Here is a 13,709-nt window from a genome sequence, read left to right as displayed (position 1 = left end):
TGCTAAATACTCCGCAGCCGCTTACTGCGCCCTTTTTCCGACTCGGTGAGCAGCAAGCCCTGATCTTCCAATAGCAAGCGCAATAGCTCGCGGTCATCGCCCCGCAGCACGGCTTGTTCGTGTGCTTCCATCAAGGCTACCGGGTAGCCTTGCCCCAACTCTACCTGTCGCAAAACCAGCGATAACGTACTTGCCAGCTTTTCCGTATCCAGCGCCAGCCATTGCGGAAACTCAATTCGCACCATTTCGTACTTTGTCAGCATATAGGTGAAATAAATGCGGTCGATATACTCACGCAATTCTTTGGGTTCGCCCAAGGTCGAGGCAAAAATTGTTCCGCGTGTGTCAGGTTTAAGCAAATTCTGGAAAAGCATGCGATCCTGCACGCCGCCAAAAACTCTACCACTTTTGCTTTCCTCGCGCACCGCTGCTCGCAGCGTTTCAATTACAGCATTGCTGTGGGTGTTGCTGATGTAACCGACAATTGGAATCTGCGCTTTGTCGAATTGATCCAACAGGCTGTAATAGCGGTTTCGCAGTTCGGTTCCTTCCTTGCTGCGAAGATTGATGCTGCGCCAAAGAGTGAGCGGCCCATCCCGAAATACCAGATCGGCTTGATGTTTGAGGGCAAGTTCGTAGGCGGCTTCCAATTCTTTCAAAGCCGCTTCGGTGTCCAGTAACGAGGCTTTGGTGTATTCGCGTTCTTCGTTGGTAGCGTCTTCAGTTTCAAAGAAGGTGAGACTATCCAGATCGGCGGTGGGCTTTTCGCCATAGCGCAACATTACGCGCCCAATATTTATGACGTAAAAGTGGGCTGTGCCATTGTGGCGGTCGGGTGGAATAGGCGAACTGTCGGTGGCTACCACGCAATAGTCGGTAGTTGAGGGGTTGATAGCTACAACTTCATTTAGTCCTGAAATTGGGTAAGCTAGCGTTTCATCGCGCCGGGAATGTTCCTTAGCAATAACCGACAACTTGTATTCATCGGCAGCGCGATAATATTCCACCGCTTCGGCTATGTTTTTTTCCAGCCGCCGCGCTTCTTCTTTAAGTCGCCCGGCTTGTTTTTCAATTTGGTCGTTTAATTCTTGGGGATTTAGCGGCATAACCAATCATTGAGCGCGATAACGCACCGTGATTTGCCCGTTGGCAGTCTGTAAGTCCAATAAATGCAACAGTCGCTCATTAACTTTGATGGTGGCGACATTGTTATTGATTTGCGGTTCTACTATGGTTGTATTTACAATCTGAACAACTGTATTTACATTAACCGGAAGATTGCCCTTGCCAACTTTAGGTTCGCCAATCGCTCTCACTGCGATCTGACCGTTCACAACGCCGATGCTTTCCAAAACGCTAACATCAAAATCAACCAGCGCATTACCCACTTTAACATCAACCTGAATTTGTTCATTGGGCAAAATCTTTATTACTATATCTTTAAGACTCACAATTCCGACAATACTTAGCGGATTTGATTTTGCCTCGCGCGCTATTTCAGCATTGAGATATGACTCGCTTAGGGTAGCTGAAAGATCGGGTACACCTGCTAGGGGTTGGCGTGTTGGCAAGGGTTGGTTGCTGGCAGTCGAACCAAACCAGAAAAGCGCCCCTACCACTAAACCAACTACCCCTAACAAGAATCCTAACCCCAATAACCCGCAGCCTGCCAACCATGGGACTCCCGGACGGTTGTTCTTTACGCGACCGGGAGAGATATAATTCGGGTTAGAGGTGGGAGGGCGGTAGCTCATTTCTTAGGCTGCCTGCGCTTTCTCAATGCGCTTCACCCACAGTTCAGGCTTTTTGATTTCGTCTAACGTAGGAATATATTCCGGGCGATCCCACATAAGATTGGCAAAATCAATACCCTTTAATTCTACTACCCTATCCACGAAAATTTCGCCTAAACGGTATTGCTCCATTTTCAGGTCAAGTCCGGTGAGCTTGATAAAGAGTTTATCAATAATACCTCGATCCTTCTGCCGACGCTCAATGCGCTCTTTGATGGTGTTATAGTTCGGCATCAGTTTCTCACCTACCGCGTTCATGACGTGGTTGCTGTAGCCTTCTACAATACTCATCAAAGCCTGTAACTCTGAGAAAAGAGTGCGTTGTTCGGGAGTCATAACCCGTTCAATCCAGCTTGAACCTTGGCTATTATCGCGTATTCGGCGCAGAAAATTGTTCAAGCGTTGTTTGTTCAGACGCATATTCTGCAAATCTTCGGTGAGATAGCTGAAATAGCGTTCGAGGATTCCGTTAAAGTGGCGGCGCACCCAAGTATGCGATTCAAATTCAAAAGCATGGGTTGATTCGTGTAGCGCAATCCACAGGCGGAACTCGTCCCCATTCAGATTCAGGGCGTTAACCACACCGCCAATGTTCGGCTCTACAAAGAAAACACGTCCATCTGCTACGGGTTCGCGTCCTAACAGGCTCAAATCATACTGCCCTAACACCCTGCGAGAAAGATAGCCTAGCAAAATACCCATTTCACCGCTAACCAGTAACTGGTTAAAGCCGCCCACCATTGCTTGCATTGCCGCGCTGCTGCTGCCCATTGAATCGCGGTTTAGCCGTTCGATTGGCTCGAAAAGCTGACGAAAGCTGCTGATATTTGCTTCAACCCATTCATTCCGGCTAACCGCTCGCACGGTGTTCAACTGGCGGGGTAGCTTTGTATTTGCATATTCTTCTATAATTGGCACTACTTTAAGGGTGAGTTCACTATAATAGGTTGTCCATTTATTGCGCCATTCTGCCGTTGCCCCCGTTTCCGGGTTCATCCGTTCGGCAATATCGCGTACTTTATTCCAATCTATCATTGAGGGTGGCCCGTTACGTTCGACATCACGGGCGCGGGAGTTAGCCCATACCGCCCCAAAAGCTGCCGCAGTTGCCAGCCCTAATCCGGTTGCAATTTTCCCATATCGGATAGTTGAGCTTTTACCTCTATCTTCATCCTCACTAAATTTATTGGTTTTATCTACTGCCATAAGAATACTCCTTGCCAAAAGTGTCCCCGTGATAAGGGGAGGAATAAGTGCTTTTACCGCTGCTGCTATATACGCTAGAAACGGTTAAATGTTGCCTCATCATAAGCATTAAACCGCCCTATGTCAATGTAAAATAAATTGCATAGCAGGGAGAGAAGGTGGAAATAGCGAATTGGTACTGTGGAGAAAACCCCCTTTCCTGCTAGGAAAAGGGGGTAATCAGAAGATTTATAGCTACTCGCGCGTGGCGGCTTTGGCTTTAGCTGCCTCCGCAAATAAGCCTTTAATGGTTTCTAGCGTATTGTTCTGTACTGCTTCCCGCGCTACCCGGATGGAGTTCTTGATGCCTTTTGCTTTGGTGCGCCCGTGTGAAATGATTACCACACCGTTTACGCCAAGCAAAGGTGCGCCCCCGAACTCCTCATGGTCAAGCGCTTTCTTTACCTTGTTAAAGGCAGGTTTAAGACCTAACGCTAACAACTTGAAGAATAAATTGGCGGTCAATTCCTGCTTTAATAAATGAAGCATCACATCGGCAGTGCCTTCAGCGGTTTTGAGCAATATATTTCCGGTGAATCCATCCGTAACCACCACGTCGGCAAGCCCCGCCAGTACATCCTTCCCCTCCACATTTCCGATGAAATTAATACCGGAAGTTTGGCGTAATAGCTGATGAGTTTCCTTTACCAAAGGCGTACCTTTGCTATCCTCTTCGCCATTGCTGAGCAAGCCGACTCTAGGATTAGGGCGTTTTAACACCTTCTCCACATAAACTGCACCCATCTGTGCAAACTGAATTAGAAATTCAGGGCGTACTTCGGTATTCGCGCCCACATCTATGACCAATATTAACCCGGTTTTAGTTGGGAAAACAGTCGCTAACCCGGCACGTTCCACGCCGCGTACCCGCCGCAACTGGAGGCTGGCAGCCGCAAAAGTCGCGCCGCTATGCCCAGCAGAAACAAATGCATCTGCTTCGCCTTGCTTTACCAAATTCAAGCCAACTACCACCGAAGAGTCTTTCTTCTCGCGAATGGCTTGAACCGACTCATCGGTCATCTCGATTACTTCGGTGGCATTTACTACCGTTAGTTTTAAGCCGCTGGTTTCGTGTTTTGCCAATTCTGCTCTAATCTCAGACTCGCGCCCTATAAGGATAATTTCGATTCCGTATTCGCGGGCGGCTTGCACCGCCCCTGCCACCGGTTCTTGTGGTGCATAATCGCCACCCATTGCATCCAACACGATTTTCATACTCTTAAAGCTCCCAATATTTCACCGCAACCCGGCAAAAAGGTCATATTCGGGTCTTTGCGCCGGTATTGTTGACTTGAACAGGATAAAGGCATCCGTACTTCCCAGAAGTGTACCAAATTCGTCCCGCATTTTCATCCAGGGGCTATTATAATCTATCTGGGTGCGATGTTCTGCCATCGCTTTACGTGCAGTAAGCCAGTAATCTCCTACATCAATTATAGTAGTAATTTCGTTATCAGGCGAACCGAACTCAGGTGGGTTATTCTCATCAATTTTAGGCGCGCCCTCTCGCTGGAAGGGCCATTCACGCCCATCTTTCTTCAATATCTCCCATAGTTGCAACCAGCTACTGCGTGTAAAAGCAGTGGTATAGAGCTTGCTAGGCTGCCATGCCTCGCCAAACTCGGCTTCGGGATAGCGTCTGGTATCGGTGGCGTAATCAAAGGCAGCTACAGTGATTTTGTGCGCCATTATATGATCAGGATGACCATAACCGCCAAATGAATTATAGGTGATCATTACTTGTGGGCGATATTTTCGCACCAGTTTAACCAACTTGCCGATTGCTTCCTGCCTATCCGCTTTGTGGAAACATTCCGGATGCTCATTGGCAGGGCTGCCAACCATCCCGCTATCCCGATAACCTAGCAATTCGAGAGCGCCGATATTCATAATTGCGACTGAGCGTCGTAGCTCTTCCAAGCGTATTTCGCCGAGGCGTGGTTTTGCTTCTTCCGGGTCAAGGTTCGGGTCATGTATCTCGCCCTCTTCCCCATTTGTACATGTGACCAATACGGTCTGGATGCCTTCTGCCTGATATTTGATAAGGGAAGCTCCTCCGGCAATGCACTCATCATCAGGGTGGGCGTGAACCGCCATTATTGTTTGTGAAAATTTAGACATGTTTAAGTTTAACCTTTCTATTTTTTCATCGTAAGTTCTTCACAGCTTAAAAACCCATTAAAAAAACCTTAAAATTTGCTTATTTTAACTTATTGTAGGTTATGTAGTATTGACTTAAATAAATTAACGTGATAAATTTGTAATAAGCGAATTTTCTGTTAACGCTTTGTTAATTTTAACCCTATGTTCCTGAGGTTCTACTTTTTACATAATTGATCCACATTTTGTTCTCCACATCATTATGTGAAAAATTTTACTAGGAACGGAACTGGACAGGGTTGTCCACAAACACACAGAATGCGAGAAGGATGACTAGCAGAGCGGTACGATGTTTGTTCCACTCATCACTGGTGATCGACGCCGCTAGCAAGGAGGCTAACAGCCATGATCTCTAGAGAACTTAAATCCCAGTCACCCGGTAGCGAGACTGTCACTTTCAGATACCAAACCGCCTTCAACGATGAAGACGAAGAAATATTCAGAGCGGGGCAGCTTGTACCGGCGGGTACTTATGTCGAAATTGATGGTTGGCGGCAAGTTACCCTCGATGTGCCCGGTACATTACCGGCATCCCTCGATGGACGACGTGCTGAATATCGTCGATACTATTGCCCTTGGTTGCAGGAAACTGCCTGATTAAATAACTTGCCTTGAAGAAATTTTTCAGGCTTAATATAGGATTTTTTAAATGAGCGACCACTCTGATGCAGAGAAGGTTGCTTATTTAATTTAATAAATCAACTCTTAATACTAATCAAAGAATGGTGATATCACTTCGCCCCGCCACGCCGCAAACCCAACTTTTATCAGCGGTGCAATCCGTTCCACTACCAGATTTAGGGCTTCATCTTCATGGTAAAACCCTGCTTCCAGCGTTTCTTTGGGATGCAATTTAAACTCGCTACTCAATGCCTCGCACATGAAAACTACTGAAATATTTTGTAATATTGCGGGGTGTGTGGCAGTGATTCCCGGTAACCCACGCCGTGTATCTCGCACTGCTACCAAGCGCAAGGGACGACACTCGATTCCGGTTTCCTCAAGCACTTCTTTCACCACATTTTCAGCAGGAGTAAGTCCCACTTCGAGCCACCCGGTAGGAATAAACCACAATCCGCTATCGCCACGTTTACCCATTAGCATACGCCCTTCAGCATCAAAGCAAAACGCAGCGGTGCTGACTTTTGGTGTTACATAGCCTGCTACACCGGGTTTTACCTGTTCCAACCAACTTTGTAGTAATTGTCGGGATAGGTTTTCTTCTATTTCATATTCAGGATTATTGCTTGCCATTAATTCTGCCATTTCAGCCGCAATCTCAAGAATACGCTCGTATCGTTCTCGTTCGTATAGTTCTTTACTCCATGCCAGTCCGGTGCGTGCTACAGAAGATATTGCGGTGATTTTGTGGGCAAGTTCCTCGAAAAAATCCATAATTTATGCTCCCTCATATGGTATTGAGCATTATACCTGAAAACTTCGCTATTTCACCACCCTAGTGAGATTTCAATGGACGTGTTACACTGTTAAGATTATCGCGCTGTTCAGGTACTATAACCCAACTCAGGTATGGAGATAAAAGATGTCGCTTGATTATGATGCTTACCTACAACTTGCGCCCGGAATTAAAATGTGCCGAATTTTAAACGGAATGTGGCAAGTATCGGGCGGACATGGGGTGATTAACTTACGAAGTGCGGTTTATAGCATGTTCGCCTATTATGAAGCCGGGTTCACCACTTGGGATTTAGCCGATCATTATGGTCCGGCTGAAGATTTCATAGGACAATTCCGGCGACAGTTAGCCATAAACAAGGGTGAGAAGGCGGTTTGGGAGACACTAGCCTTTACCAAGTGGGTGCCGAGTCCCGGACAAATGACCCGTAAAATTGTCGAAGATAATATCAACATTTCCTTGCGCCGCATGGGTGTGCAAGCGTTGGATATGTTGCAATTTCACTGGTGGGATTACAGTGATACTAACTACCTTGAAGCCCTAAAGTATCTGGCAGAGCTACAAAATGAAGGCAAAATCCATCTCGTTTCCCTGACAAATTTCGACACAGCACATTTGCAGATTATTCTCGACAAGGGGATAAAAATAGCGACCAATCAGGTGCAATTTTCTCCGGTTGATATGCGCCCATTGGTGGAAATGGCACAACTCTGCGACGAGCATGATATAAAGCTGCTTACATATGGAACTGTATGTGGGGGATTGCTTTCAGATCGCTATTTGAATCAGCCTGAACCGAGTGGAGCGGCATTAAATACGGTCAGCCTACGTAAATATAAACAGATGGTGGATGGTTGGGGCGGTTGGAAGCTTTTCCAACAACTTTTGCAAACTCTTAAGCGTATTGCTGTCAAACACAATGTGAGTATTTCCAACGTAGCTATGCGCTATATCCTGAACCAAACGGCGGTAGGCGGCGTAATAGTAGGCGCGCGTTTGGGTATTACCGAGCATATTGAAGATAATGCGCGTGTATTTAAGCTTAAATTGGATGGTGAGGATGAGGCTGCGTTACAGGAAGTATTGTCAAAATCCAATGACCTATATCAATTGATCGGGGATTGTGGCGCAGAATATCGTCGCTAGTGTGGGTCTTTGAGCAAGGCGGTAGCTAGAAAGGTTATCGCCTCGGCAACTTCACGCGGTTTGATGATAACCGCTTCATGTCCGGCGTTTACTGTGAACAGGCGATGCGCTCCTAATCTACTTGACATAAGCGGATGATATAAACCCGGTGGAAGCGTAAGGTCATCATTCAAGCTTAAATAGCCGCAGGGTGGATGATTTTTGAAAAAACCGGGTAGGCTGATTTTATCTTCAAGCGGTGCAAGCGGTTCAGGCGCAAGTCGTGCCAGTATCCTATCAGCATAACGATTGTCGTCATTTATAACGCTGTTTAACCAGTAATCTTTCATCGCTGCCATATCAATTGCCTGCTCCGGGTGCTGTCTTGCAAGTTGCCGGAAATAGTCTGCCATTTGGGGTGGCATATTGTCCGTAACGCTTTCCCCATCTTGTAAAACATAAGCAGCGGCGAAGATAAGACCGGACAACCTCGAACCTTCGCCCTTATAAAGCATTTCAGAGGCTAATTGAATTATAGCGCCTGCCGTGCCATATCCTACCAAAATATAATTTTTAGTAGGGGCGGATTCGGCAAAAGCAGCTACCGCTTCGGCGTAGCTTTGCAGGCTAGGCTTAGGGGAACGCGCTTGGTTTCCACGCCCCGGCAAATCCAGCGCAAGTCCGCGCCATTCCCGCTCTCCTAAATAAGCGATAACTCCCTTCCACGCCCATGCCCCGTGCCAAGCATCATGTACCAATATCAGGCTAATATTGCTAGAGTCAGTTATTTGGTTTGACATAAATTACTATTACTCCTCAGAAAACCCATTACAATTAAATTTTCTGAAGGTTAGCGAGGCTGACCATCAATTTTTTAATACCTTGCCCCTCAAAGGCAACTGTAGCCTCTTCATCGTTACCACTGATACGACTCGATACCACCATACCCTTGCCAAACTTGGGGTGCAGCACTTTTTCGCCTGCTTTAAACTTCAAGCTGATATTGCCGGTGGCGGCAGGGCGGGTCGGTGTAGCTGGTTTTGAAAGGGCGGCAGGTTTGGCGGGTGCAGGTTTGGTGGTATTGCCCCAATTGGTGCGGTTTACATCCGTACCCCACAACGTATCACGACTACCCGTGCCACGCCCACCATGAGGGCTACCGGTGGGGGCTTGTTGGTAACCTTTAACTAGTTGGGAAGGTAGGTCCAGCAAGAAACGCGAAGGTTTGGTTGGGATGTTTTGTCCACCGTAGAGTGAGCGTCGGAAAGCATACACCAGATAGAGCCGATTTTTGGCGCGGGTGATACCCACATAAAGCAAGCGGCGTTCTTCCTCAAGCTGGTTTTCGTTTTCGAGGGAACGGCTATGGGGTAAGATGCCTTCTTCCAAGCCCACGATGAAAACCACCGGAAATTCCAGCCCTTTGGCAGCATGCAAGGTAATCAGCGTTGCGGCATCGGCGTCTGGATTAAACTTGTCCACGTCCGCTACTAGCGCCACATCTTCCATAAAAGCGGGCAAAGCGTCGTTACCCGGCATATGGTTGTATTCTTGGCAAACGGTGCGAAGTTCCTGAACGTTATGCCAGCGTTCTTCGCCCTCTTCGCTGCCGTCCCGCAGGCTTAATTCATAACCCGATTTTTCCATTACGTAATCGAACAATTCGAGCAAGGTCATTTCGCCACGCGCCCGAATAAAGGCTTCCAGCAAGTTCACAAAATCCAGCAGCGCATTCCTGATTTTTGGCGCAACGTTGAGTGGCGGTAGTAAATCCTCTTCGTTACTTTCTTCCGGTTCGCCCGCATTTCGGCGGGTTTGTTTATCCGCCTCTTGGCTTTGTAACAGTTGCAAGGCTACGTAAATCGGCAAGCTCATTTGATTAGCCCATTGGCTAAGATCAATCAGAGTGCGCGGACCAATACCCTTTCCGGCGGGCGTATTGGTAATGATGCGAGTAAAGCTGATGCTGTCGTAGGGATTCTGAATCAGGCGCAAGAATGCTAAGGCATCTTTTACTTCTTTGCGTTCGTAAAAGCGCGTGCCGCCGATTAACTGATACGGGATGCCCCGCCGAATGAACATTTCTTCCAGCGCGCGACTTTGGGCATTGGTACGATATAATACCGCTACATCTTTAGGCTTAAATTCGCCTCGAACCTGCAATCGGTCAATTTCGCCTACTACATAATTGGCTTCTTCCATTTCGTTGTATGCTTCAAATACTTGGATAGGGCGACCCGATTCGTTTTCAGTCCAAAGGGCTTTATCCTTGCGTTGCGTATTGGCGGCAATAATAGCGGTGGCAGCATCCAGAATCGTCTGGGTGCTACGGTAGTTTTGCTCAAGGGCAATAACTTTTGCCTGTGGGTAATCGCTTTCAAAATTCAAGATATTGCGAATATCGGCAGCCCGCCAGCCGTAGATAGACTGGTTTTCGTCGCCCACCACACATAGATTCTGGTATTTGTCGGCAAGGGCGTGGATTAACTGATATTGGGCGTGGTTAGTATCTTGGTATTCGTCCACCATGATATAGCGATAACGTTCTTGATAGCGTTCCAGCACTTCTTTGTTTTCGCGCAATAGCCGGATTGTCTGCCCGATTAAATCATCGAAATCCAAAGCGCGGTTAGTGCGTAGCAATTCCTGATAACGTTCGTAAACCCGCGCCGCTATTTCTTCAAAATAGGTCTGTGCCACTTCGCGAAATTGGCGTGGCTCTTGTAGTGTATTCTTTGCGGAGCTAATCATGCTCAAACAAGCGCGGGGGCTATATTGCTTGTCGCTCAAACCGAGGCTATTGAGAGAGCTTTTAACCAGCGCGGTCTGGTCATCGTCATCATAGATGGCAAAATTGCGATCAAGCCCGATATAATTGGCATCTTGGCGCAATACCCGTACGCAAAAAGAGTGGAAAGTGCCGAGCGTGAGACGTTTGGCAGCAGAATTTTCCTGCCCCAGATATTTTACAAGCAATTTCTCGGTGCGCTCTTTCATCTCACGCGCCGCTTTATTAGTAAAGGTTACCGACAGGATATTATAGGCATCAATTCGCGGTTGTGCCTCACTCAGCATGTAGGCAATACGCTGAGTCAGCACGCGGGTTTTTCCGCTGCCCGGTCCTGCCAAAATCAAGACAGGACCTTCAATTGTTGCTGCTGCGTCACGTTGCGCCGGGTTTAACCCATCAAGAATACCTGCCGCCACTTGAAAAAAACTCCCCAAGAAATAAAGAACAAAAATTACCAAAAAGCGTTAGAATTTTAGCACACATGTATAGGAATGGCTAACCCTCTGGAAGGATTGTTTCTTGAAAATACATTTGGGCGGCTTATGGCGTAAGCCGGATTTTATGAAGTTGTGGACAGGGCAAATGATTTCGGAGTTTGGCTCCCGCATTACTCGCGAAGGTTTGCCCTATGCAGCGGTGCTGGTGTTGGCAGCAAGTCCGGCTGAACTTGGATTTCTTACTGCGCTGGCGGCTTTACCAGTTTTGTTGGTGGGATTAATCGCCGGAGTCCTCGTAGATCGCGTAAAGCGTCGCCCCGTTATGATTTGGTGCGATATAGGCAGATTTTTGCTGGTAGGCTCGATTCCGGTAGCCGCTCTATTCGGGTTGCTTACCATGTGGCAACTCTATGTAGTGGCGTTGCTTGTAGGGGTATTTACCATCTTTTTCGAGGTGGCAAGCCAATCCTACCTTCCATCGCTGGTAGAGCGCGAAAACATTGTGGAGGGCAATAGCAAGCTAGGAGCTAGTAGTTCGCTGGCGGAAATAGGCGGGCCTCCTTTGGCGGGAGTGCTGGTACAAACGTTAACTGCACCCCTCGCAATAGCATTTGACGCAATCTCGTATCTTTTTTCGGCGTTAGGTGTAGGCTTAATTCGTAAGCCCGAAACCAAATCTATTTCTGCTCATCACGAATTTAACTTTTGGAGAGAAGTAAGAGAAGGGTTAGCCATTGTGCTGTCAAACCCCTACTTGCGCCCGTTAGCGATAAATAGCGCAATTTCCAATTTTTTTGGCAGCTTCATCGGCACTTTCTATGTATATTACGCCGTAAACGATTTAAAATTAGAGCCGGGAATACTGGGGTTTATAATCGGGCTAGGTGGGATTGGCGCATTACTCGGTACATTACTGGCTACACCAATGCTGAAAAGATTGGGCTTGGGCAACTCTCTATTGGTGGCGTTATTTCTTGGCAAGTTGGTACCGTTTCTGATACCTCTGGCAGGTGGTTCGCCTTGGTTGGTAATAGTATGTATGGCTTTGCCCCAACTGTTGGGTGATGCTACCCTGATGGTCTTTTTGATTCATTCCACCAGTTTGTGCCAGTCGGTAGTACCGGATAGGTTGCTAGGGCGGGCAAATGCCAGTATGCAGTTTTTGATCGGCGCAATCAGCCCCATAGGCCCACTAGTAGCCGGATTTTTGGGAAGCTGGTTAGGTGTCAGGCTGACCTTGCTGATAGCCTTAGTTGGCATGTTGTTAGGCAGTTTAGCAGTAATATTTTCACCGCTGCGTACTCTGCGCGAATTTCCGGCTTTGCAGCAGGAAACGAGCGACGATAGCCACGCCTCCTATGCCGATAACTAGCGTGGCGGCAAAAAAAATCTGGTACGCGCTCAGTTTTAGTAAGCCAATATTCAGTTCAATCGTGTTATGATCGAGATAATCCAGTAGTAAGCCCCATAGCATAGGCGCAAGTGCTTGTGAGATATAAGTAATAAAAGTGGCGATATTCTGGAACATTACCCGATCTTGCTCCGGAGCAAGGGTCATAATGCTGTGCGATTGGCTCATATTTAGGGCGGCAATCCAGATTGCGCTGAGAAACAATAGCGTGGCTGCCATTAAATAGTTAAAGCCTGCCGGGAGTAATTGCAAGGCTAACCAAAGTAAAGAGTTAAAACACAACCCTGAAAATGCCAGTAATTGCAATGACATTACACTCTGTCGGCGGTCTATCCAACGACCCCAAACCACCGAAGCAATCGAAGCACCTACTACTCCTGCGGTAGAAAAATACAGAATCAAGCTAGGGTTAATGCCAACTTTTTCGCGTAGATAAATCAAGCTGAGCGAAGGTATCCCAAAAAATGCGACCCCATAGAAGCTCTGTACTGTCACAAAGGTTTTAAAGCCCGGTTGGGCAAAGCAACTTTTCATGCTCTGCGAGAAACTCAGGCGCGCGCTTTGGGAAGTAGTAGTAATCGCTTCGGGCGGTATTTTGGCAACCCGTATCATAAAAAAAGAACTTATAAACCCGCCTAGAGTTCCCAACCCAAATACTATTGCAAAGGTAGCCAGCGCCGGGTTTGGACCAAGTATTGCTCCTACCAGCAAGAAGGTTAATACGCTACCGAGGTTTGAGAATAGAGTGGCGCGACTTAGGTAAAGACCACGCTTTTCACGAGAGATTATTAGGGTAAGCCAAGGCATCCAGCCCGATATACCAAAGTTGCGGCACAGGTGGTAGATTCCTAGAATTCCCAGCGCTAAACCGGCGCGTAGGCTATCGAACCCCGGAATATTCACTAGAGCAATCAAGATTACTGAAGAACTGAGCACCCAACGTAGAGTCCAGAAAGTTAGCGCGGTACGCCTGTATCCGAATCTCTCGACGAACCGGGCTGAAGCCAGCGTTATGGGCATAAGAATAAGCGGCATCGCAGAAATTAGCCCTACCGCAAAGGCGCTTCCACCACTTTGCCGGATGAAAAGTACCATCGGTGCGCCGAGACTTTGCCAGAAGACTGCATTGAAAAACTCGAAGAAGAAATTGTTGTAGACTCCACGAGGTAAGCCCTCAACTCTGAATCCGGCGCGTCTAATGGCTCTTTCTGCTAAAATTTGCCCCCTACCCATCACCTCTCCTCAGCAACTTTAAATTTGAATTTCTAATTAGTATAGCCATATTTCCCCAGCTTTTTATGCTACTTATTGCCTATTTTTATTAACTGAG

Annotated in this window: 12 protein-coding genes; 3 read left to right on the top strand and 9 right to left on the bottom strand. The window is 47.4% G+C overall.

Annotation, left to right across the window (positions count from 1 at the left end):
- Window positions 1–2: 2 nt before the first annotated feature.
- The 5 genes from OZ401_RS11670 to OZ401_RS11650 all read right to left on the bottom strand — a co-directional run bounded on the left by OZ401_RS11670 (window position 3) and on the right by OZ401_RS11650 (window position 5,159).
- A complete protein-coding gene (locus OZ401_RS11670; RefSeq protein ID WP_341468414.1) occupies window positions 3–1,106 on the bottom strand; it encodes a DNA double-strand break repair nuclease NurA in 1,104 nt (367 codons plus the stop codon).
- Window positions 1,107–1,112: 6 nt separating this feature from the next.
- Window positions 1,113–1,754 (bottom strand): hypothetical protein, encoded by a 642-nt coding sequence (locus tag OZ401_RS11665; RefSeq protein WP_341468413.1) that lies wholly within the window; start codon window positions 1,752–1,754, stop codon window positions 1,113–1,115.
- A 3-nt stretch (window positions 1,755–1,757) separates the two neighbouring features.
- The gene (locus tag OZ401_RS11660) at window positions 1,758–2,999 is read right to left on the bottom strand and encodes a zinc-dependent metalloprotease (protein WP_341468412.1); all 1,242 of its coding nucleotides are present in this window, start codon (window positions 2,997–2,999) and stop codon (window positions 1,758–1,760) included.
- A 234-nt stretch (window positions 3,000–3,233) separates the two neighbouring features.
- Window positions 3,234–4,253: a phosphate acyltransferase PlsX gene (plsX, locus tag OZ401_RS11655; protein ID WP_341468411.1), complete on the bottom strand. Its 1,020-nt coding sequence runs from the start codon at window positions 4,251–4,253 to the stop codon at window positions 3,234–3,236.
- Window positions 4,254–4,274: 21 nt separating this feature from the next.
- Window positions 4,275–5,159 carry a PIG-L family deacetylase gene (locus OZ401_RS11650; protein WP_341468410.1) on the bottom strand — a complete coding sequence of 295 codons (885 nt, stop codon included), beginning with the start codon at window positions 5,157–5,159 and terminating at the stop codon, window positions 4,275–4,277.
- 384 nt (window positions 5,160–5,543) lie between these two features.
- Here OZ401_RS11650 and OZ401_RS11645 point away from each other — a divergent pair, with 384 nt between their 5' ends.
- Window positions 5,544–5,795 (top strand): hypothetical protein, encoded by a 252-nt coding sequence (locus OZ401_RS11645; RefSeq protein ID WP_341468409.1) that lies wholly within the window; start codon window positions 5,544–5,546, stop codon window positions 5,793–5,795.
- A gap of 114 nt (window positions 5,796–5,909) precedes the next feature.
- Here OZ401_RS11645 and OZ401_RS11640 read toward each other — a convergent pair whose 3' ends face one another.
- On the bottom strand, window positions 5,910–6,593 hold the full coding sequence (locus OZ401_RS11640; RefSeq protein WP_341468408.1) for an NUDIX hydrolase N-terminal domain-containing protein: 684 nt from the start codon (window positions 6,591–6,593) through the stop codon (window positions 5,910–5,912).
- Between the two features lie 148 nt (window positions 6,594–6,741).
- On the opposite strand from OZ401_RS11640, the gene OZ401_RS11635 reads away from it, so the two are divergent.
- A complete protein-coding gene (locus tag OZ401_RS11635; RefSeq protein ID WP_341468407.1) occupies window positions 6,742–7,761 on the top strand; it encodes an aldo/keto reductase in 1,020 nt (339 codons plus the stop codon).
- Here OZ401_RS11635 and OZ401_RS11630 read toward each other — a convergent pair.
- Window positions 7,758–8,540 (bottom strand): alpha/beta fold hydrolase, encoded by a 783-nt coding sequence (locus tag OZ401_RS11630; RefSeq protein ID WP_341468406.1) that lies wholly within the window; start codon window positions 8,538–8,540, stop codon window positions 7,758–7,760. The genes OZ401_RS11635 and OZ401_RS11630 overlap by 4 nt on opposite strands.
- Before the next feature lie 34 nt (window positions 8,541–8,574).
- Window positions 8,575–10,947 carry an ATP-dependent helicase gene (locus OZ401_RS11625; RefSeq protein ID WP_341468405.1) on the bottom strand — a complete coding sequence of 791 codons (2,373 nt, stop codon included), beginning with the start codon at window positions 10,945–10,947 and terminating at the stop codon, window positions 8,575–8,577.
- Window positions 10,948–11,050: 103 nt separating this feature from the next.
- Here OZ401_RS11625 and OZ401_RS11620 point away from each other — a divergent pair, with 103 nt between their 5' ends.
- Entirely contained in the window at window positions 11,051–12,340 is a 1,290-nt protein-coding gene (locus tag OZ401_RS11620; RefSeq protein ID WP_341468404.1) for an MFS transporter, read from the top strand.
- On the opposite strand, the gene OZ401_RS11615 is transcribed toward OZ401_RS11620, so the two are convergent.
- Window positions 12,257–13,612 (bottom strand): MFS transporter, encoded by a 1,356-nt coding sequence (locus OZ401_RS11615; protein WP_341468403.1) that lies wholly within the window; start codon window positions 13,610–13,612, stop codon window positions 12,257–12,259. The genes OZ401_RS11620 and OZ401_RS11615 overlap by 84 nt on opposite strands.
- Window positions 13,613–13,709: the final 97 nt, after the last annotated feature.

The sequence above is a fragment of the Candidatus Chlorohelix allophototropha genome, assembly GCF_030389965.1.
Classification (GTDB): domain Bacteria; phylum Chloroflexota; class Chloroflexia; order Chloroheliales; family Chloroheliaceae; genus Chlorohelix; species Chlorohelix allophototropha.
This window is presented reverse-complemented; position numbering and strand designations above follow the sequence as displayed.

Coding starts and splice junctions, on each gene's coding strand:
- OZ401_RS11630 (WP_341468406.1), bottom strand. CDS start 8,540: ATGTCAAACCAAATAACTGACTCTAGCAATATTAGCCTGATATTGGTA.
- OZ401_RS11615 (WP_341468403.1), bottom strand. CDS start 13,612: ATGGGTAGGGGGCAAATTTTAGCAGAAAGAGCCATTAGACGCGCCGGA.
- plsX (WP_341468411.1), bottom strand. CDS start 4,253: ATGAAAATCGTGTTGGATGCAATGGGTGGCGATTATGCACCACAAGAA.
- OZ401_RS11665 (WP_341468413.1), bottom strand. CDS start 1,754: ATGAGCTACCGCCCTCCCACCTCTAACCCGAATTATATCTCTCCCGGT.
- OZ401_RS11645 (WP_341468409.1), top strand. CDS start 5,544: ATGATCTCTAGAGAACTTAAATCCCAGTCACCCGGTAGCGAGACTGTC.
- OZ401_RS11640 (WP_341468408.1), bottom strand. CDS start 6,593: ATGGATTTTTTCGAGGAACTTGCCCACAAAATCACCGCAATATCTTCT.
- OZ401_RS11660 (WP_341468412.1), bottom strand. CDS start 2,999: ATGGCAGTAGATAAAACCAATAAATTTAGTGAGGATGAAGATAGAGGT.
- OZ401_RS11635 (WP_341468407.1), top strand. CDS start 6,742: ATGTCGCTTGATTATGATGCTTACCTACAACTTGCGCCCGGAATTAAA.
- OZ401_RS11670 (WP_341468414.1), bottom strand. CDS start 1,106: ATGCCGCTAAATCCCCAAGAATTAAACGACCAAATTGAAAAACAAGCC.
- OZ401_RS11650 (WP_341468410.1), bottom strand. CDS start 5,159: ATGTCTAAATTTTCACAAACAATAATGGCGGTTCACGCCCACCCTGAT.